The organism is Azospira oryzae, assembly GCF_004217225.1.
GTDB classification, from domain to species: domain Bacteria; phylum Pseudomonadota; class Gammaproteobacteria; order Burkholderiales; family Rhodocyclaceae; genus Azospira; species Azospira oryzae.
This window is the reverse complement of sequence record NZ_SHKM01000001.1, coordinates 525,427-545,031: the sequence shown is the minus strand read 5'-3', so window position 1 is coordinate 545,031 and position 19,605 is coordinate 525,427. Positions and strand designations below refer to the sequence as shown.

General features: G+C 66.1%; 18 protein-coding genes. 11 read left to right on the top strand and 7 right to left on the bottom strand.

Going from position 1 to position 19,605, the window contains the following annotated elements; all coding sequences use genetic code 11:
• Positions 1–10 precede the first annotated feature (10 nt).
• Positions 11–1,057 (top strand): selenide, water dikinase SelD, encoded by a 1,047-nt coding sequence (selD, locus tag EV678_RS02445; RefSeq protein WP_130458390.1) that lies wholly within the window; start codon positions 11–13, stop codon positions 1,055–1,057.
• Here selD and EV678_RS02440 read toward each other — a convergent pair.
• Positions 1,044–1,667, bottom strand: coding sequence for an arylesterase (locus EV678_RS02440; protein WP_130458389.1), 624 nt, complete (start codon positions 1,665–1,667; stop codon positions 1,044–1,046). The two genes, selD and EV678_RS02440, sit on opposite strands and share 14 nt — an antisense overlap.
• On the opposite strand from EV678_RS02440, the gene EV678_RS02435 reads away from it, so the two are divergent.
• Positions 1,666–2,343 (top strand): ABC transporter ATP-binding protein, encoded by a 678-nt coding sequence (locus EV678_RS02435; protein WP_130458388.1) that lies wholly within the window; start codon positions 1,666–1,668, stop codon positions 2,341–2,343. The two genes, EV678_RS02440 and EV678_RS02435, sit on opposite strands and share 2 nt — an antisense overlap.
• A gap of 31 nt (positions 2,344–2,374) precedes the next feature.
• Here the strand turns inward: EV678_RS02435 and EV678_RS02430 are convergent, their stop codons facing one another.
• Positions 2,375–2,959: a TetR/AcrR family transcriptional regulator gene (locus EV678_RS02430; RefSeq protein WP_014237361.1), complete on the bottom strand. Its 585-nt coding sequence runs from the start codon at positions 2,957–2,959 to the stop codon at positions 2,375–2,377.
• A 200-nt stretch (positions 2,960–3,159) separates the two neighbouring features.
• Here EV678_RS02430 and EV678_RS02425 point away from each other — a divergent pair, with 200 nt between their 5' ends.
• Genes EV678_RS02425 through EV678_RS02410 form a run of 4 tightly spaced genes read left to right on the top strand, consistent with a single transcriptional unit; the run spans position 3,160 to position 7,366 of the window.
• Positions 3,160–3,909, top strand: coding sequence for an electron transfer flavoprotein subunit beta/FixA family protein (locus tag EV678_RS02425; protein WP_130458387.1), 750 nt, complete (start codon positions 3,160–3,162; stop codon positions 3,907–3,909).
• On the top strand, positions 3,909–4,838 hold the full coding sequence (locus EV678_RS02420; protein WP_130458386.1) for an electron transfer flavoprotein subunit alpha/FixB family protein: 930 nt from the start codon (positions 3,909–3,911) through the stop codon (positions 4,836–4,838). The genes EV678_RS02425 and EV678_RS02420 overlap by 1 nt, the downstream gene beginning before the upstream one ends.
• Positions 4,839–4,867: 29 nt before the next feature.
• Positions 4,868–5,533 (top strand): energy-coupling factor ABC transporter permease, encoded by a 666-nt coding sequence (locus EV678_RS02415; protein ID WP_014237358.1) that lies wholly within the window; start codon positions 4,868–4,870, stop codon positions 5,531–5,533.
• 39 nt (positions 5,534–5,572) lie between these two features.
• Positions 5,573–7,366: an acyl-CoA dehydrogenase gene (locus EV678_RS02410; RefSeq protein ID WP_130458385.1), complete on the top strand. Its 1,794-nt coding sequence runs from the start codon at positions 5,573–5,575 to the stop codon at positions 7,364–7,366.
• A gap of 73 nt (positions 7,367–7,439) precedes the next feature.
• Here the strand turns inward: EV678_RS02410 and EV678_RS02405 are convergent, their stop codons facing one another.
• The 3 genes from EV678_RS02405 to EV678_RS02395 form a co-directional block, all read right to left on the bottom strand.
• The gene (locus tag EV678_RS02405) at positions 7,440–9,854 is read right to left on the bottom strand and encodes an EAL domain-containing protein (protein ID WP_130458384.1); all 2,415 of its coding nucleotides are present in this window, start codon (positions 9,852–9,854) and stop codon (positions 7,440–7,442) included.
• A gap of 180 nt (positions 9,855–10,034) precedes the next feature.
• Positions 10,035–10,727 carry a hypothetical protein gene (locus EV678_RS02400; protein ID WP_014237355.1) on the bottom strand — a complete coding sequence of 231 codons (693 nt, stop codon included), beginning with the start codon at positions 10,725–10,727 and terminating at the stop codon, positions 10,035–10,037.
• Between the two features lie 58 nt (positions 10,728–10,785).
• Positions 10,786–12,432, bottom strand: coding sequence for an electron transfer flavoprotein-ubiquinone oxidoreductase (locus tag EV678_RS02395; protein WP_130458383.1), 1,647 nt, complete (start codon positions 12,430–12,432; stop codon positions 10,786–10,788).
• 114 nt (positions 12,433–12,546) lie between these two features.
• Here EV678_RS02395 and EV678_RS02390 point away from each other — a divergent pair, with 114 nt between their 5' ends.
• Positions 12,547–12,957, top strand: a complete 411-nt coding sequence (locus EV678_RS02390) for an acyl-CoA thioesterase (protein ID WP_130458382.1) — start codon at positions 12,547–12,549, stop codon at positions 12,955–12,957.
• A gap of 65 nt (positions 12,958–13,022) precedes the next feature.
• Positions 13,023–14,993, top strand: coding sequence for an acetoacetate--CoA ligase (locus tag EV678_RS02385; RefSeq protein WP_130458381.1), 1,971 nt, complete (start codon positions 13,023–13,025; stop codon positions 14,991–14,993).
• 158 nt (positions 14,994–15,151) lie between these two features.
• On the opposite strand, the gene EV678_RS02380 is transcribed toward EV678_RS02385, so the two are convergent.
• A complete protein-coding gene (locus EV678_RS02380; RefSeq protein WP_235832392.1) occupies positions 15,152–15,751 on the bottom strand; it encodes a chemotaxis protein CheD in 600 nt (199 codons plus the stop codon).
• 304 nt (positions 15,752–16,055) lie between these two features.
• Positions 16,056–16,643, bottom strand: a complete 588-nt coding sequence (locus tag EV678_RS02375) for a TetR/AcrR family transcriptional regulator (protein ID WP_165397439.1) — start codon at positions 16,641–16,643, stop codon at positions 16,056–16,058.
• 224 nt (positions 16,644–16,867) lie between these two features.
• Here EV678_RS02375 and EV678_RS02370 point away from each other — a divergent pair, with 224 nt between their 5' ends.
• The 3 genes from EV678_RS02370 to EV678_RS02360 all read left to right on the top strand — a co-directional run bounded on the left by EV678_RS02370 (position 16,868) and on the right by EV678_RS02360 (position 19,602).
• The gene (locus tag EV678_RS02370; RefSeq protein WP_014237349.1) at positions 16,868–17,365 is read left to right on the top strand and encodes a phasin family protein; all 498 of its coding nucleotides are present in this window, start codon (positions 16,868–16,870) and stop codon (positions 17,363–17,365) included.
• Positions 17,366–17,421: 56 nt separating this feature from the next.
• On the top strand, positions 17,422–19,206 hold the full coding sequence (locus EV678_RS02365) for a PHA/PHB synthase family protein (RefSeq protein ID WP_207222148.1): 1,785 nt from the start codon (positions 17,422–17,424) through the stop codon (positions 19,204–19,206).
• A 156-nt stretch (positions 19,207–19,362) separates the two neighbouring features.
• The gene (locus EV678_RS02360) at positions 19,363–19,602 is read left to right on the top strand and encodes an RNA recognition motif domain-containing protein (protein WP_014237347.1); all 240 of its coding nucleotides are present in this window, start codon (positions 19,363–19,365) and stop codon (positions 19,600–19,602) included.
• Positions 19,603–19,605 lie beyond the last annotated feature (3 nt).

Below are 19,605 nucleotides of genomic sequence, written 5' to 3'. Positions count from 1 at the left end.
GGCAAACCCCATGGACGACATCAAGCTCACCTCCTTTTCCCATGGCGGCGGCTGCGGCTGCAAGATTGCCCCGGCCGTGCTCTCCCAGATCCTCGCCGCCACCCCGGCGGCCCTCATTCCGCCCCAGCTGCTGGTGGGCACCGAGTCCTCCGACGATGCGGCGGTCTACAAGCTCAACGACAGCCAGGCCCTGGTGGCCACCACCGATTTCTTCACCCCAATCGTGGACGATCCCCACGACTTCGGCCGCATCGCCGCCACCAACGCCATTTCCGACATCTACGCGATGGGCGGCACGCCGATCCTGGCCCTGGCCCTGGTGGGCATGCCTCTGGACAAGCTGCCCCTGCCGGTGATCGAGCGCATCCTCTCCGGCGGCGCCTCGGTCTGTGCCGAGGCGGGCATCCCCATCGCCGGCGGCCATTCCATCGACGTGCTGGAACCCATCTACGGCCTGGTGGCCCTGGGCCTGGTGCATCCGGACAAGGTGAAGAAGAACAGCGGCGCCAAGGCGGGCGACGTGCTGATCCTGGGCAAGCCCCTGGGCGTGGGCATTCTCTCCGCCGCCCTGAAGAAGAGCAGGCTTTCCGCCGAGGGCTATGGCTGCATGATCGGCTACACCACCCAGCTCAACCGGGTCGGCACCCGGCTGGCGGAACTGCCGGCGGTGCACGCCATGACCGACGTCACCGGCTTCGGCCTGGCCGGCCATCTGCTGGAAATCTGCCGCGGCTCCGGGCTGGCGGCCCATGTGCGCTTCGCCGCCCTGCCCCTCATCGCCGAAGCGGTGGAACACGTGCAGGCCGGCATCGCCACCGGCGCCTCCAACCGCAACTGGGCCGGCTACGGCCATGCAGTGGCCCTGGAGGCGGGGCTGGAGGAATGGCAGCAGAAGCTCATCACCGACCCCCAGACCTCCGGCGGCCTCCTGGTGAGTTGCGCCCCGGAAGCGGCGGCGGAAGTGCTGGCAGCCTTCCGCGACGCCGGTTTCGGCGAAGCGGCCGTGATCGGCGAGCTATCCCCGGGCACCCCGGGGCTCACAGTCAGCGCCCGCTGAGCAGGGGCGCCAGCCCCGCCCACACATTGTCGAGCAGGCGCGGCTGGGCCTCAGCCAGGGGATGCAGGTTGTCCGCCTGGAACAGCTGGGGTTTGTCCGCCACGCCGTCCAGCAGGAAATCCACGTAGGCCAGCTTCTCCTGCCGGGCCAGTTCGGCGAAGCTGCGGTGGAAGTCGTCGGCATAGGCGCCGAAATTGGGCGGCAGGCGCATGCCCACCAGCAGCACCTTGATCTGTTGCCGGCGGGCCGCCTTGATCATGGCCGCCAGGTTGTCCCGCATCACCGCCAGGGGCAGGCCCCGCAGGCCGTCGTTGGCCCCCAGGGCCAGCACCAACACCGAAGGCTGGTGCTTGCTCAAGGCGGCCTCCAGGCGGGAACGGCCGCCGGCAGTGGTTTCGCCGGAGATGCTGGCATTGACGACGCTATAATCGAAACGCCTTTCCTGCAGCCGGTTCTGCAGCAGGGCCGGCCAGGCCGCCTCCTGGCGGATGCCGTAGCCGGCGGAAAGGGAATCGCCGAAGACCAGGATGGTCCTGGCCATGACTTCAGGCGCCGCCAGCAGCATCAGCCAGGGCAGCAACTTCAAAACGACGAGGATTTTTTCCCGCATGTCCGAACATTCATTGGTGGAAGTGGTGGGTCTGGGCAAGACCGTCAGCAACGGCGATACGCCCCTGACCATTTTGCACGATATCGAATTCAGCGTGAGTGCGGGGGAAACCGTGGCCATCGTCGGCGCCTCCGGCTCCGGCAAATCCACCCTGCTCGGCCTCCTGGCCGGCCTGGATTCGCCCAGCAGCGGCTCCGTCCGCCTCGACGGCGAGAATCTCAACGACCTCGACGAAGACGCCCGGGCCCGCCTGCGGGGCCGCATGCTGGGCTTCGTCTTCCAGTCATTCCAGCTGCTGCCCTCCCTCACTGCGGAGGAAAACGTCATGCTGCCCATGGAACTGGCCGGCCTCAGGGAGGCCGCGGCCAAGGCCCGGCAATGGCTGGAACGGGTGGGCCTGAGCCAGCGCCTGCGCCACTACCCGAAGCACCTTTCCGGCGGCGAGCAGCAGCGGGTCGCCCTGGCCCGGGCCTTCGCCCTGGAGCCCAAGCTGGTGCTGGCCGATGAGCCGACCGGCAACCTGGACGGCCATACCGGCCACCAGATCGTGGACCTGATGTTCAAGCTCAATGCGGACCAGGGCACCACCCTGGTGCTGGTCACCCACGACGAGGAAATCGCCGCCCGCTGCGGCCGGCGCCTGCGCATGCAGGAAGGGAAACTGATGCGGGAGTGAAAGGACCGCCAGGAAGGCGGTCCGGCAAAGCTCAGGGAGTCGGCAGGACGATGCGGTCGGCGATCCAGTCGCGCAGGGCGCCCAGGTTGTCGTCGAAATGGTCGTAGATCATCAGGCTCTGGCCGAAGACGTAGGCGTAGAGCATGAGACTGCGGCTCTTCGCCTCCTTCTCGGAGAGACCGCAGGCGACGAACAGCTTGCGCGTGCACTCCAGCCGCGACGTATCCACCTCTTCGACGATGGCCGCCGCCTGGGGATCGCGCCGGGCCCAGTCGCGCACCGCCAGCTCGATGGGGATGCCCTTGCGGTTGCGCGCCAGGCTGTACACCTGGATCACGTGATAGATCTGTTCCCGTTCCTTGCCGGGCTGGGCCGTGGTCTGCTTGATGATGTCCTTGATGCGGCCTTCCTTCCAGGTTTCCAGGACAGCCATGAGCAGGTCCTGACGGTCCTTGAAGTGCCAGTAGAAACTGCCCTTGGTCACCCCGAAATTCTTGGCCAGGACCTCCACCCGCAGGCCGTCGGTTCCCTCGTCGGCGAGGACGTTGATGGCCGCTTCGATCCAGTCGCTGCGGTCAAGCTGGGTGCGGACTTTTGTTGTTTTTTCCTGTTTCATCTCAAGCCGTTGACAAGGGTTTTTCCGTACGCTACCGTATGCTGATCCATACCAGCGAGTATGGGCCTATTCTGCGGTTCGGGCCGGGGGCTGTCAAACTCCCCGGAGCAGGCCGGGAGACGCCCCACAAAGGTGGCCGACGGAGTAGGATACTCAGATAGATTCATCAGACAAATTCGCGTAGTCCCAAGGAGGATACATTGAAAGTCCTGGTACCAGTAAAGCGGGTGGTGGATTACAACGTCAAGGTGCGCGTCAAGAGCGACGGTACCGGCGTTGATATTGCCAACGTCAAAATGTCCATGAACCCCTTCGACGAAATCGCCGTCGAAGAGGCCGTTCGCCTCAAGGAAGCCGGCATCGCCAGCGAAGTGATCGTGGTCTCCGCCGGTGTCGCCGGTTGCCAGGAAACCCTGCGCACCGCCATGGCCATCGGTGCCGACCGCGGCATCCTGATCGAATCCGACGCCGACCTGCAGCCCCTGGCCGTGGCCAAGCTGATCAAGGCCGTGGCCGACAAGGAACAGCCCCAGGTGGTGATCTTCGGCAAGCAGGCCATCGACGACGACTCCAACCAGACCGGCCAGATGTTCGCCGCCCTGCAAGGCTGGCCCCAGGCCACCTTCGCCTCCAAGGTGGTGATCGCCGACGGCAAAGCCACCGTGACCCGTGAAGTGGACGGCGGCCTGGAAACCCTGGAAATGGCCCTGCCGGCCGTGGTGACGACCGACCTGCGCCTCAACGAGCCGCGCTACGCCACCCTGCCCAACATTATGAAGGCCAAGAAGAAGCCCCTGGAAACCGTCAAGCCGGAAGACCTGGGCGTGGACGTGGCCCCCCGTCTGAAGACCCTGAAGGTGGCCGAGCCCGCCAAGCGCCAGGCCGGCGTCAAGGTGGCCGACGTGGCCGATCTGGTGAGCAAGCTGAAGAACGAAGCGAAGGTGATCTAATGGCTATCCTCGTCATTGCCGAACACGACAACCAATCCCTGAAGGCGGCGACCAAGAACGCCGTCACCGCAGCCGCCAAGATCGGTGGTGAAATCCATGTGCTGGTGGCCGGTTCCGGCTGTGCCAACGCCGCTGCCGAAGCCGCCAAGCTGGCCGGTGTGGCCAAGGTGAAGGTGGCCGATGCCGCCCACTACGCCGACCAGACCGCCGAAAACATCGCTGCCCTGGTGGTGGCCAACGCGGCCGGCTACAGCCACATCGTTGCCCCCGCCACCACCAACGGTAAGAACTTTGCGCCCCGCGTCGCCGCCCTGCTGGACGTGGCCCAGATCTCCGACATTGTCGGGGTCGAGTCCGCCGACACCTTCGTGCGTCCCATCTACGCCGGCAATGCCCTGGCCACGGTGCAGTCCGCCGATACCGTGAAGGTCATCACCGTGCGTACCACCGGCTTTGAAGCCGTGGCCGAAGGCGGTTCCGCCGCAGTCGAGGCCATCGCCGCCGGTCCCGACCTGGGCAAGTCCAAGCTGGTCTCCCGGGAACTGACCAAGAGCGAGCGCCCCGAGCTGACCGCCGCCAAGATCATCGTTTCCGGTGGTCGCGGCCTGGGTAACGGGGAGAACTACAAGACCCTGCTGGAGCCCCTGGCCGACAAGCTGGGTGCCGCCCTGGGCGCTTCCCGTGCCGCCGTGGATGCCGGCTTTGTGCCCAACGACTACCAGGTGGGCCAGACCGGCAAGATCGTCGCGCCCCAGCTGTATATCGCCATCGGCATCTCCGGCGCCATCCAGCACCTGGCCGGCATGAAGGACTCCAAGGTCATCGTCGCCATCAACAAGGACCCGGAAGCCCCCATCTTCCAGGTGGCCGATTACGGTCTGGTGGCCGACCTGTTCGAGGTCGTGCCCCAACTGGCCGCCGCCGTCTAAGGCAGTAGCAAGCACTGCAGGAGCCGGGCATGAATCTGCCGGACAACCTCCTCGACCCGGCCCTGCACTGGCTGGGCTGGGGGCTGTTCGCCGCAGTCTTCCTGCTGGCCCTGCGCCGCGCCCCCTGGGGCCGGCTCGGCGACAGTGCCCAGTCCAACGTGTGGCTGGGCACCATCGTCATCCTCACCCTGCTGTGGAGCATCAAGGCCGGCGTCCTGCCCGGGCTCGACCTGCACCTCCTCGGCGCCATGACCTTCACCCTGGAGTTCGGCCCCTGGCTGGCCTTCGTCGGCCTTTCCCTGGTGCTGGCCGGGATCACGGTCAACGGCGCCGCCGGCTGGGAGAGTTTCGGTCTCAACGCCCTGGTCATGGCCGGCCTGCCGGTGCTGCTGGCCTACGGCATCTACCGTTTCAACCAGCGCCGACTGAGCAAGAACCCCTTCGTCTTCATCTTCGCCAACGGCTTCTTCGGTTCGGCCCTGACCATCCTGGCCACCGGCGTCGCCGCCAGCGCCCTGCTCTACCTGGGCGGGGCCTACCCGCTGGAGAAGCTGCTCGACGACTACCTGCCCTATTTCCTGCTGCTGGGCTTTTCCGAAGCCTGGCTGACGGGAATGGTCGTCACCATCCTGGTGGTTTACCGCCCCCAGTGGATCAGCACCTTCGACGATTCCATCTATCTCGCCAAGAAGTAACCCAAAAGCAACAACCATTAATCAAAGGAGAAAGCGCGAATGAGTCAATACAATGCCCCCCTGCGTGACATGCACTTCGTCATGAAAGAGCTGGCCGGCCTGGAACAGGTCGTGCAACTGCCGGGCTACGAGGAAGTGGACACGGACCTGTCCGACGCCATTCTGGAGGAAGCCTCCAAGTTTGCCGGCAACGTCCTCTCCCCCATCAATTTCAGCGGCGACCAGGAAGGCTCCAAGTGGCATAACAAGGCCGTCACCGTGCCCGCCGGCTTCAAGGAAGCCTATACCCAGTTCGCCGAGAACGGCTGGACCGCGCTGGCCTGTTCCCCCGAGTTCGGCGGCCAGGGCCTGCCCAAGCTGATCTCCACCGCCGTCAATGAAATGTGGAAGTCGGCCAACATGGCCTTCTCCCTGTGCCCCATGCTCACCACCGGCGCCATCGAGGCCCTGATGACCGCCGGCTCCGACGCCCTGAAGCAGAAGTTCCTGCCGAAGATGGTCAGCGGCGAGTGGACCGGCACCATGAACCTGACCGAGCCCAGCGCCGGTTCCGACCTGGCCGCCGTGCGCACCCGCGCCGAGCCCCAGGGTGATGGCAGCTACAAGATCTTCGGCCAGAAGATCTTCATCACCTACGGCGACCACAACATGACCGAGAACATCGTGCATCTGGTGCTGGCCCGCCTGCCCAATGCACCGGAAGGCGTGAAGGGTATCTCCCTCTTCGTCGTGCCCAAGTTCATGGTCAAGGACGACGGCTCCCTGGGCGAACGTAACGACGCCTACTGCGTCTCCATCGAACACAAGCTGGGCATCCACGCCAGCCCCACCGCCGTCATGGCCTTCGGTGACCACGGCGGTGCCGTCGGCTACCTGGTGGGCGAGGAAAACCGCGGCCTGGAATACATGTTCATCATGATGAACGCCGCCCGCTTCGCCGTCGGCATGGAAGGCGTGGCCCTGGCCGAGCGTGCCTACCAGCAGGCCGTGTGGTACGCCAAGGACCGCATCCAGGGTACCGAACTGGGCGTGCGCGGCGGCCCCAAGGTCTCCATCCTCAAGCACCCGGACGTGCGCCGCCTGCTCATGAGCATGCGTTCCCAGACCGAAGCCGCCCGGGCCCTGGCCTACGTGGTGGCCGCCGCCATGGATGCCGCCAAGCACCATCCGGACGAAGCCGTCCGCGCTGCCAACCAGGCCTTCGCCGACCTGATGATCCCCGTGGTCAAGGGCCACAGCACCGAGATGTCCATCGAGGTGGCCTCCGAAGGCGTGCAGGTGCACGGCGGCATGGGCTTCATCGAGGAAACCGGCGCCGCCCAGCACCTGCGCGATGCCCGCATCACCGCCATCTACGAAGGCACCACCGCCATCCAGGCCAACGACCTGATCGGCCGCAAGATGGCCCGCGAAGGCGGCGCCACCATCAAGGCCGTGATCGCCGAGATGCGCAAGCTGGACGCCAAGCTGGCAGCCCAGAACGGCGCCGACTTCGTCGCCATCCGCAAGCGCTTCGCCGCTGGCGTGGATGCCCTGGAACAGGCCGCCAACTGGATCGTCGCCATCTTCAAGGACGACATCAAGGCAGCCCATGCCGGTTCCGTGCCCTTCCTGCGTCTGCTGGGCATCGTTGCCGGCGGCTGGCAGATGGCCCGGGCCGCCCTGGTGGCCCAGGAGAAGATCGCCGGCGGCGACAGCGACCCGTTCTACGCTGCCAAGATCGTCACCGCCCGCTTCTTCGCCGACCACCAGCTGACCAAGGCCCAGGGCCTGACCGACTCCATCGTCGATGGCGCTACCGGCACCCTGGCTCTGGCGGAAGAGCTGTTCTGATTCCCCGGCGCTAGTCGCTGTAAATCACAACGGGCCCTGCGGGGCCCGTTGTCTTTTCTGCCACCGGAACCAATCAGGCGGCCTGGGCCTCGTGGTCCAGATGGAAGCGCCGGGTCAGGCTGGCCATGGAACTGATGTTGATGTCCGCCACCAGCACCCCGTCGATGACACTGCCTTCCCGCAGGGGCACGGCCAGGGTGATGCAAAAATCCTCGGTGGCCGAAGAGAGGTAGATTTCCGACACGTAGGGCTGGCCCCCTTCGGCCACGTGGGCGAAATAGGGCTGTTCGCTGCGGTCCACGCCGACGCCGCCGGCCTTGATGCGGCCGTACATGTCCGGGTTGATCCAGTTGGGGTAGCGCTGCACCCCGGCACCGTCCAGTTCGAACACCATCTCGAAAAAGGGATAGCTGCGGAACCAGGCATCCAGGGCGTGGGGGTCCCGGCTGCGGGGCGCGCCGATGAAGTCGGCCAGGGCGGCAATGGCGTTTTCCTTCCACAGGCCCAGGCCATGGTTGTGCTGCTGCTTGATCATGGCCGGCGGCACGCCTTCCACCACGATGACGCTGCCCTGCTCCACCTTGCCCACCTTCTTCAGGGCCGCTGCCCGTTCCGCCGCCGCCACCGCATTGGCCAGACGGCCGGTGCTGGCATTGACCACGGCCACCGAAATGCTGGCGATGGGGTGGGCTAGGCCGTCGTCGGTGAGGAAATGACCCCGGGCGATGTCCTCGTGGTCGTAGAGGTGGGAGGCCAGGGCCTGGAACTGTTCCATGATGGAAAGCAGCTCGTCGGTGAGCCCCGGCCCCATGCTTTCCATGACCAGGATGAAGTCGTCGCCGCCGATGTGGCCGAGCAGACATTCGGGACGGCCGACGAAGGTATGGCGCAGCAGTTCGGCCAGGGTGCGGATCATGGCATCGCCGCGGATGAAGCCGTAGCGGTCGTTGTAGGCCTTGAAGTGGTCCAGGTCGATATACACCAGGCACACGGTCTGGTTCTCCGCCAGACGGGATTCCAGGGTATGGCGCAGGCTGGGGCCGGTGGGCAGGTGGGAGAGCGGATGCAGGTTGCTGCCGTTTTCCCGCCGCGCCAGCATCTGGGCGATCAGGGTCATGGGATGGATCACCCCCAGATACTGCCCCTCGTTGGAGGTGACCACCCAGGGGTCCGAATCCTTGCGGTCGTGGTAGAGGATGCGGGCCAGGGCCGGCGTCGTCAGGCGGTGCGGCAGATTGCGCGCCACCGGTTCGCACAGTTTGCCCAGGGTGCGGGCCGCCGCCGACAGCACCTTGCCCCGCCGCACCAGGCCGATGGGCTGACCCTGGTCGGTGACGATGGCCAGGGGCAGGGACGGGGCTTCCTGGAATATCTGCCGCGCCTCCGGCACCGAGGCGCGCAGGTCGATGGACTGCCAGGGGTCCATCAGGTCCGTCAGCTGGAAACGGTCCCGGGGCCGGGAGCGGCAGGAATCGTCCTGGCGCGGCAGGGGCGCCACCTCCGGCTCGGTGAGCAGCTGGGGCTGGGCGAAGTAGAAGCCCTGGGCATAGCTGATGCCCATGTCGCGCACGAAATTGACGTCCTCCGGCCGTTCCAGGCCTTCGGCGATGACCGTGGCGCCGAGGCGCTGGGCCATGGAGACGATGGCCTCCAGCAGCACCGAGCGCACCCGGCTGCCCTGGGCACCGTGCACGATGCTGCGGTCCACCTTGATGAAGTCGGCCCGCACCGCCGCCAGGGTGGACAGGCCGTTGAAGCCGGCCCCCATGTCGTCCAGGGCGATGCGAAAGCCCAGGGTGCGCAGGGCTTCACAGCTGTCGGCGAGGACATTGGGGTCCACCCGCTCCGACTCCACCACTTCGATCACCACCTCGCGCCGGTCGATGCCGAGGCGGTTGAGGTGCTCCACCATGCGCTGGGTCCACTGGCTGTGCAGCATGTTCTGGGGCAGCACGTTGAGGAACAGGGGCGTGCCCGCCGGAATGCGGTTGGCCTTGGCCTCCAGGGCCATGAACTGGCACTCCAGGTCCAGGTCCGCCTCCCGCCCCAGCTGCCCGGCCAGATGGAAGGCCTCGGCGCCGCTGAGCAGGCGTCCCTGGGGATGCTCCAGACGGCACAGGGCCTCCAGGGCGAACACCTGGCCGTCCTGGGTCATGTCCACCAGGGGCTGGAAGTGCATGCGCACATGGGGCCGCAGGTCCCCCAGCATCCAGGCGTGGAGCCGGCGGGCGTAGAGGGTGTTGAAAGGCAGGGCCAGTTGCAGAGTGGGCACCAGACCCAGGCTGGCCTCGCTCTGGTCGCAGTGGACGGCCAGGGTTTCCTTCAGGGTTTCCCGGTTGGTTTCCGCCGCCAGGCTTTCCATGAGCTGGTCCAGGGCGGCGTTGTCCGCCGCGTCGAAGCGCCACACGTGGCGATCGACCTGGCGGCCGCCGAGGATCGGCCAGAGGGAGGGAACGTAGGGTCCGTCGTACTTGAGAAAGAGACACATGGGGATGCAGAGCCAGGAGAGATGACAGCTTTGCTTAGCAACCCCCGGGCCACCCCCGGCCTTTGACCGGATTACGGGCCGCGCCGGACATCCACCCCGCACCGCAACCGCCATCAATGCACCAGGATGGAGCAGTCCTTCGCCGACTTTCCCGGTGGGCACCGGGATGGTGCATTTGACTCAGAAGAAGCGATCCGGCGTCAGCCGCAGGCCCACGGAAAACCACTGGCTGTCCCGGCCCCCATCCACCTGGCGGCCCACCGTGGCATCCACCTGGACCCGCTCGGGCACCACGAAAAAGCGCAGGCCGGTCTGCCAGTAGGGCTTGACCCGGTTGTCGCCGAAGGACTCGGCGATGAGGCTGGCCCGCTCATGCACCCACCACTCGCCCCCCAGGCCCCAGGTCAGGTTGTGACGCTGGCTGGCCCGGTCCTTGAGCCAGCCCACATTGGTGTGCAGCACCACCCGGTCGTCGAGGAAGGAGAAGGAAGCCGGCAGGTAGGCGTAGGTATTGCCCAGCAGGTTGGGCCCCGCATTGACGCCCGGATGGGCGATCTTTCCCACCGCCAGACCCCAGCCCCAGCCGTTGCTTTCCAGGGGCTTGAAGAGGGTCTTGGCCTGCAGCACATAGTCGTCGCTGCGGGGAGCGTGGTCGTTGTGGGCCATGCCGGCCCCGGCGGTGATCTCGAAATTGCCGCCCGGATTGCAGGCCGGCAGCATCCACAGTTCCCGGCTCTGGGGATAGATGCGGGCCCAGCTTTCCAGCTGGCAGCTGCCGGCCGTGGTCAGCCGGGCATCGTCGGTGACGAAGGGCCGGGCGGCAAAGGCCAGGGAAGGCAACAGCAGGAACAGGGCAAGGCAACGGATGAACATAAAAAAAAAGCGCCGTCTCGGGGACGGCGCATTTTAGGACAAGAAGGTGACCGTACGGTTACATATTGGGGTAGTTCGGCCCTTCACCGCCCTGGGGCACCACCCAGGTGATGTTCTGGGTCGGGTCCTTGATGTCGCAGGTCTTGCAGTGCACGCAGTTCTGGGCGTTGATCTGCAGGCGGGGATTGGAGCCGTCGGCCTCCCGCAGGATTTCGTACACCCCGGCCGGACAGTAGCGTTGCTCGGGCGCGTCGTACTGGGCCAGGTTGACCTGGATCGGCACGGCAGCGTCCTTCAGCTGCAGGTGACAGGGCTCGTCTTCCTCGTGATTGGTGTTGGAGAGGAAGACGGAGGACAGCCGGTCGAAGGTAAGCACGCCGTCGGGCTTGGGATAGGCGATGGGGGTACAGTCCTTGGCCTTCTTCAGCTTGAGGTGGTCCGGGCCGCTGTGGTGCAGGGTCCACGGCGCCTTGCCGCCGAACAGCTTCTGATCCACGCCGAACATGAAACCGCCCCAGTGCAGGCCCTTGCTCATCCAGGGCTTGAAGTTGCGGGCCTTGTACAGTTCCTCGTAGAGCCAGGAGGCCTTGAACTTCTCCGGATAGGCGGTCAGTTCATCAAAGCTGCGCTCGGCGGCCAGGGCCTCGAAACAGGCTTCGGCGGCCAGGGAACCGCTCTTGATGGCGCAGTGGGAACCCTTGATGCGGGAGGCGTTGAGGAAGCCGGCATCGTCGCCGATCAGCACGCCGCCGGGGAAGGTCAGCTTGGGCAGGGACTGCAGGCCGCCGGCGGTGATGGCCCGGGCGCCGTAGGAGACGCGCTTGCCGCCTTCGAGGAATTCGCGGATCTTCGGATGGGTCTTGAAGCGCTGCATCTCCTCGTAGGGAGACAGGTGGGGATTGTCGTAACCCAGGCCGACGACGAAGCCGACGGAAACCAGGTTGTCTTCCATATGGTAGAGGAAGCCGCCGCCGTAGGTGTCGTTGTCCATGGGCCAGCCGCCGGTGTGCACCACTAGGCCGGTCTGGTGCTTCTCGGGCTTGATCTCCCACAGTTCCTTGATGCCGATGCCGTACACCTGGGGATCGGCGTCGGAAGCCAGGTTGAACTTGGCCTGGACCTGCTTGCCCAGGTGGCCGCGACAGCCTTCGGCGAAAAGGGTGTACTTGGCATGCAGCTCCATGCCCAGCTGGAAGGCGGGGCCTTCGCTGCCGTCCTTCAAACGGCCCATGTCGCCGGTGGCCACGCCCTTGACGGAGCCGTCCTCGTTATAGAGCACTTCGGCGCCGGCAAAGCCCGGGTAGATTTCCACGCCCAGGTTTTCGGCCTGCTGGCCCAGCCAGCGACAGACATTGCCGAGGGAGATGACGTAGTTGCCTTCATTGTGGAAACAGCCAGGCAGGAGGCCGTTGGGCACCTGCCAGCCGCCGTCCTCGGAGAGGATGAAGAAGCGGTCTTCGGAGACCGGGGCATTGAGGGGAGCGCCCTGCTCCTTCCAGTCGGGGATCAGCTCGGTCAGGGCCTTGGGGTCCATCACCGCGCCGGACAGAATGTGGGCCCCGATTTCGGAGCCCTTTTCGATCAGGCAGACACCGCATTCCTGCCCGTTGGCGGCCGCCAGCTGCTTCAGGCGGATCGCCGCCGCCAGACCGGCCGGGCCGCCGCCGACGATCAGCACATCGTATTCCATGGATTCGCGTTGCATGTCCTCGCTCCGTTCAGATTGTTGTTATGGGATTGTTACAAGCCAAAATTTGCGAATACTATACGCTAACGTATGGTAGCGTTTCAATCACCCCAAACCACACAAGAAAATACCATGGAGACAAAACGTAAACTCATCCTCACCAGCCATATCCCCATCCGCTGGGGCGACATGGATGCCTACGGGCATGTGAACAACACGGTGTACTTCCGCTACATGGAACAGGCCCGCTGCGAATGGCTGGAACAGCTGGGCTACACCGTGGGCCCGGTGGGCGAAGGCCCGGTCATCGTCAATGCCTCCTGTACCTTCCTGCTGCCCCTGACCTACCCGGGCACGGTGGAGGTCAAGCTCTTCGCCGGCCATCCCGGGCGCTCCTCCATTCCCACCCATTACGAACTGCGCCTGGTGGGGGACGACACCCTCTACGCCACCGGCGAATCCAAGGTGGTGTGGATCGACACCGGCAGCGGCAAGTCGGCCCCCATTCCGGAAAGCCTGCGGGCCAGCCTGCAAGACCTCTAGATCCCGGCAGCACCCGGAGACGGGGGCAACGTACCTCCGTCTCCCATAAAAACGATGGAGACAAGATGAACACCGCCCACGATCTGCTGTGGCGGCCCGGCCCCGAACGGGTAGCCGCCGCCAACCTCACCCGCTTCATGGGCGCCGCCAGCCAGGCGGCCGCCGCTCCCCTCAACGATTACGACGCCCTCTGGCAATGGTCCGTGGACCAGCCCGCCGCCTTCTGGTCCCTGCTGTGGGACTTCTGCGGCGTGGTGGGTGACAAGGGCGGCACCGTCCTCGAAGACGGCGACAAAATGCCCGGCGCCCGCTGGTTTCCCGAGGCCCGCCTCAACTACGCGGAAAACCTGCTGCGCTTTGCCGGCCCGGAAGACGCCCTGGTCTTCTGGGGCGAGGACAAGGTCAAGCGCCGCCTCTCCCGGGATGAACTGCGAGCCCAAGTCTCCCGCTTCCAGCAGTTCCTTGAGGACGCCGGCGTGCAGCCCGGGGACCGGGTGGCGGGCTACCTGCCCAACCTGCCGGAGACCCTGATCGCCATGCTGGCCGCCGCCTCGCTCGGCGCCATCTGGTCCTCCGCCTCGCCGGACTTCGGCGTTCAGGGCGTGCTGGACCGCTTCGGCCAGATCGGCCCCAAGGTCCTCGTCTGCGTGGACGGCTACTGGTACAACGGCAAGGCCGTGGATTGCCTCACCAAGAACGCCGAGGCCGCCGCCCAGCTGCCGACCCTGGAGAAGGTGGTGGTGGTGCCCTACCTGGCCGCCACACCCGATATCGGCGCCATCCCCAAGGCCGTGACCTGGGATCAGGCCCTGGCGCCCTTCTCCGCCACGGCGCCGGCCTTTGCCCGCCTGCCTTTCAGCCATCCCCTCTTCATCATGTATTCCTCGGGCACCACCGGCGTGCCCAAGTGCATCGTCCATTGCCACGGCGGCGCCGTGCTGCAGCACCTCAAGGAACACCAGCTGCAGGGCGACGTGAAGCCCGGCGACCGGGTCTTCTACTTCACCACCTGCGGCTGGATGATGTGGAACTGGCTGGTCTCGGGCCTGGCCTCCGGCGCCACCCTGCTGCTCTACGACGGCAGCCCCTTTGCTGATCAGGGCAAGGTTCTCTTTGACTACGCCGACGCCGAAGCCATGACCCACTTCGGCACCTCGGCCAAGTTCATCGATGCCGCCGCCAAGATGGGCCTCAAGCCCCGGGAGACTCACCAGCTGCAAGCCCTGCGCGCCCTCTTCTCCACCGGCAGCCCCCTGAGCCCGGAAGGCTTCGACTACGTGTACCGGGACATCAAGCCGGAACTGCAGCTGGCCTCCATTTCCGGCGGCACCGACATCATTTCCTGCTTCGTCTTAGGCGCCCCCACCCTGCCCGTCTACCGTGGCGAAATCCAGTGCCGGGGACTGGGCATGGCGGTGGAGGTGTTCGACGACGACGGCAACCCGGTGCGCCGGCAAAAGGGCGAACTGGTATGCACCAAGCCCTTCCCGGTGATGCCCGTGGGCTTCTGGAACGACCCCGACGGGGCCAAGTACCACGCCGCCTACTTCGAGCGCTTCCCCAACGTCTGGTGCCACGGCGACTTCGCCGAGCTGACCGAGCACAACGGCATGGTCATCTACGGCCGCTCCGATGCCACCCTCAACCCGGGAGGCGTACGCATCGGCACGGCGGAAATCTACCGGCAGGTGGAACAGCTGGAGGAAGTGGTGGAATCCCTGGTCATCGGCCAGGACTGGCCCCCGGGCAAGTACGACGACGTGCGGGTGGTGCTCTTCGTGAAATTGCGCGACGGCCTCACCCTGGACGACGCCCTGAGCGTGCGCATCAAGGAGCAGATCCGCCGCAACACCACGCCGCGCCATGTGCCGGCCAAGGTGGTGCAGGTGCGGGACATTCCCCGCACCAAGAGCGGCAAGATCGTGGAACTGGCGGTGCGCAACGTGGTGCACCAGCGGCCGGTGAAAAACGTCGAGGCCCTGGCCAATCCGGAAGCCCTGGAAGAGTTCCGGGAACGGCCGGAACTGACCTGCTGAGAGAAAACCACCCGGGGGCAGCGGCAACGCGGCGCCAGCCCCCGGACCGGCCCGGAGGGCTCCCCTCATGGCACCTGGCCTGGAAAGCAGCAGGGACGCGGCAGACGGGGCCGGATGCCGCAAAACGCCCGTCCCCCGGGCATCCCGGGGCATGGGCTTCAGAACAGCTCGATTTTCTTGCCTGCCGGCGGTGCCGGCTTGGAGAGGCTGTTCGCGTAGGCCTCTTCCTCCCGGCTGACCTGGGCGACGATGCTCTGGGTCACCGGCATGCGCATGCAGAAGGCGTCGCCAGTGCCCGGCACGAACACCACCTTGCGCGACCAGGGGCCCAGCACGTCGGAAGCCAGCACCGGGATGTTTTCCCGCTGCAGCCACTCGGTGGCGAACTCCACATTGCGTTCGCCGATGGAGGTGAGGATGGCGGAAACGATGTTGCCGCCGCCGAACATCTTGGCCACCAGCCGCCGCTTCTGGCCGCCCTGGGCCAGCAGGGCATTGACCAGCACTTCCATGGAATAGTCGCCGGAGAGGATGGTGTCCGGGTCCAGCTCCCGGTCCTTGCCCCGGCTGGGCAAAAGGAAGTGGTTCATGCCGCCGATCTTCAGCTGGGGATCGAACAGGCACACCGCCACACAGGACCCCAGCAGGGTGGAAATGGGCCGCCCCCCGGCCACGGACCAGCCGCCAGGACGGATCACATGGGCAATGCGATCCAGTTCCTTGCCGGTCATCTTGGAATAGTCGGGGGTGGGAGTCACGGGGCCTGCACGCTGAAAAAAGAAAACAGGGCCAGAAGGTATATCAGATACGACCGCCAGCATAGGCAGAAATTCCGCATGGGGCGGCCTTCCGCCACCGGCGGCCCGCCTGTCGCCCCGTATGCCACCCGGGAAAAAGGAATCGTCACCGGCCTAAAAAAGCATCGACAAATATTCCAATGCCATCTATTAATAGAAATGGGCGCTGCAGTACCGACTCCCCCGGGCGCTCCGAACAGAGCCTGCACGTAGGCTCCCCCTTGGCCGGACGGATTCCATCGTCCGGTATTTTTTTGCCCGTGCCTCAGGCCGGGTCGGCCAGCAGGCCGCGGTAGAGATGGGCCTTGATCTCCGCCAGGTCCATCTCCGCCGAGCCCAGCCGGGGCAGGACGTCGCGGAAGGCCAGGATCATCGCCATGGCCCCGAAAATGCCGACGTGGAACAGCACCGGGTCGGAAGGACGCAGCAGCCCCGCCTCCATGGCCTCCAGCCAGAAGGGCACCAGGCCGTCGCAGGAGGGACGCAGCAGGCGGGCCACCAGGAAGTCGCGGCGCTCCCCCGGCAGCGGCATCTCGCGCATGATCAGCATGGTCACGGCGGGCCGCTCGATGAGCTTTTCCACGAACACGTCCAGCACCCGGGTGACCCGCTCGGCGATGGGCCAATCCCCTTCCATCAGCGGCACCAGCTCATGGCTCAGGGACTGCTGGAAATCGGCCGCCATGGATTCCACCACCGCCTGCCACAGTCCCTCCTTGGAGCCGAAGTGGTGGAAGATCATGGCCACGTCGAACCCCGCCGAGACGGCAATGGCCCGCAGGCTGGCGCCGGCGAAACCGAGTTCGGAGAAAGCCAGCAAGGCCGCGGCCAGCAGCTTTTCGCGGCTGTCCACATCGGTGCTGCGGGGGCGCCCGGGACGGCGCGGGGATGAAGGTGGCGGGCTCATATTCGGAGCGCAAAGATATCACGTTCGGCCAGGCACAGACGGTTACAAAGAGCCCCTTGTCATTATTAAACGATCGCTGAATAATGGATCGACCCGGGGCCGGCCCTGCAAATGGCCGACCATCAGGCTCCGGGACGGCTTTCCATCCAATCCAAGAACAGGAGTCACCCATGTCAGAAAAGCTGAACTTCGCCTCCTTGGCCTCGCTTTCCCAGGCCAACAACGCCTTGGCCACCTCCTTCCTGGGGGCCACCCAGGTCTATTTCGACACCATCCAGAACCTGGCCGAACTCAATTTCGGCGCCGTGCGGCAAATGCTGGAAGACGAGGCGGCGGGCTACAAGCAACTGCTCGGCAGCACCAGCGTCCAACAGGCGGTGGATATCCAGACCGGCCTGGCCCACACCCTGCTGAAAAACGGCACCGCCTATGCCCAGGCCGCCTACGAGCTGACCACGACCGCCGCCGGAGAACTGGCCCCCGTCATGCAAAGTCAATATGTAGAATGGCAGGCAGCCGTGGAGGATGGCGCCCGCCAGACCGCCGCCACCCTGCCCTTCGGCAAGGACCTGGCCCTGGCCGCCATCAAGCAGGGTGGTGCCCTGACCCAATCGCTGCAGCAGGTCGCCGCCGCCATGCCGAAAGCGGCCGCAAAAAGCAAAAAATGATGTTCTCCCCGGGGGGCCGCCAGCGAGCGGCCCCCGCCCGATAGAAAGGAGACCCCATGCCCCCCGCCGTCGCCACTTCTCCCCTCCTGCCCCTGATCTCCCCGGCCGCCCAGGTGCTGACGCCCCTACAGGCCGACAGCGCCACCCAGCGCCTGGATCAGCACGTGCACGCCACCATCGCCCAGCTCACCAACTCCCTCTCGCCCCTCACCCTGGCCATGGCCATGATCGACTGGGCCGGGCATCTGGCCGTCTCCCCCGGCAAACAGCTGGAACTGCTCAAGCTGGCGGCGACGGAAGCCGCCGCCCTGCAGGCGGCCCAGCTTTCCATGCTCAACGAGGGGCCGGACTTCGTCGCCCCCTGGAGTACCGACCGCCGCTTCAAGGAAGAGGCCTGGCACCGCTGGCCCTTCAATGTCATGCAGCAGTCATTCCTCCTCACCGAGCGCTGGTGGAAGGCGGCGACCCACGGCATCTGGGGGGTCTCCGCCCACCACGAACGCATCGTCTCCTTCGCCGCCCGGCAGATTCTTGACCTGCTCTCCCCCGGCAACAGCCCCCTCACCAATCCGGTGGTACTCGAACACACCATCCGCGAAGGCGGCCAGAACCTGTGGCGCGGCATGGCCCATCTGCAGGAGGACCTGCAACGGGCCATGAACAACGAGCCCCCCGCCGGCAGCGAGGATTACGTGGTGGGCCGGGACGTGGCGATCACCCCGGGCAAGGTGGTGGCCCGCACCCGGCTGATGGAACTGATCCAGTACTCCCCCACCACCGCCAAGGTCCATCCCGAGCCCATCCTCATCGTGCCGGCCTGGATCATGAAGTACTACATCCTGGACCTCTCGCCCCACAACTCCCTGATCAAGTTCCTGGTGGACCAGGGCCATACCGTCTTCTGCATTTCCTGGCGCAATCCGGACGAGGAAGACCGGGACCAGGGCATGGACGATTACCTGGAAAACGGCTTCTTCGCCGCCCTGCAGGCCATCAACGACATCGTGCCGAAGCGCCGGGTGCACGCCACCGGCTACTGCCTGGGGGGCACCCTGCTGGCGATTGCCGCCGCCGCCATGGCCCGGGACGGGGACGAGCGCCTGGCCTCCGTCACGCTCCTGGCCGCCCAGACCGACTTCACCGAGCCGGGGGAGCTGGCCCTCTTCATCGACGACAGCCAGATCAGCCTGCTCGAGGCCCAGATGGCGGAAAAGGGCTACCTCTCCGCCGGCCAGATGGCGGGCGCCTTCCAGCTGCTGCGCTCCTACGACCTGCTGTGGTCGCGCATGGTGAGCCAGTACCTGCTGGGCGAGCGGGGCGCCATGAACGACCTGATGGCCTGGAATGCGGACACCACCCGCATGCCGGCCCGCATGCACAGCCAGTACCTGCGCCAGCTGTTCCTCAACGACGACCTCAGCGAAGGCCGCTACCAGGTCGGCGGCCGGCCCGTGTCCCTGGGCGACATCACCATTCCCGTCTTTGCCGTGGGCACGGAAAGCGACCACGTGGCGCCCTGGCGCTCGGTGCACAAGATCCACTACCTGAGCCCGGCCGAAGTCACCTTCGTCCTCACCAGCGGCGGCCACAATGCCGGCATCGTCAGCGAACCCGGCCACCCGCGCCGCCACTACCGCCTCCACACCCGGCCCGCCGGCGAGGTGTACGTGGCCCCCGAGCAATGGCTGGAGGAAACGCCCACCCGGGAAGGCTCCTGGTGGACCGCCTGGCAGGAATGGCTGGCGGCCCGTTCCGCCGCCCCCGCAGCGCCGGCCAAGACCGGCTCCAAGCGTTATCCGCCCCTGGAAGACGCCCCCGGCAGCTACGTCCTGCTCAAGTAGGCAGCCGACTCCGGGGCTGCGCTCCCGCCGCCCCCGCCGCGCTGCGGGTAATATGCCATCAGGCCCCCGGACGACCGCCCGGCCTGGCGGCCCGCCCCGGAGCGCCGCCGGGCGCCCCTGACAAGCGCCACCCTTCCACCAGCCCCTGGACTTCCGATGAAAAAGATCATGTTCTCCGGCCTCCCCGCCGACGTCAGCGAAAGCGGACTGCGTCAGGCCCTGGCGCGCTTCGGCCCCGTCGGCGAGATCGCCATCGTCCGCGACGGCGACCCGCAACAGCCCATCGCCATCGTCGAGATGCGCATCACCGACCAGGCCGCCTTCGACCTCACCACTCGCATCACCGACATCTGGCACGACGGCCGGCGCATCAACGCCTGGGTGCTGCTGCACTGAAAC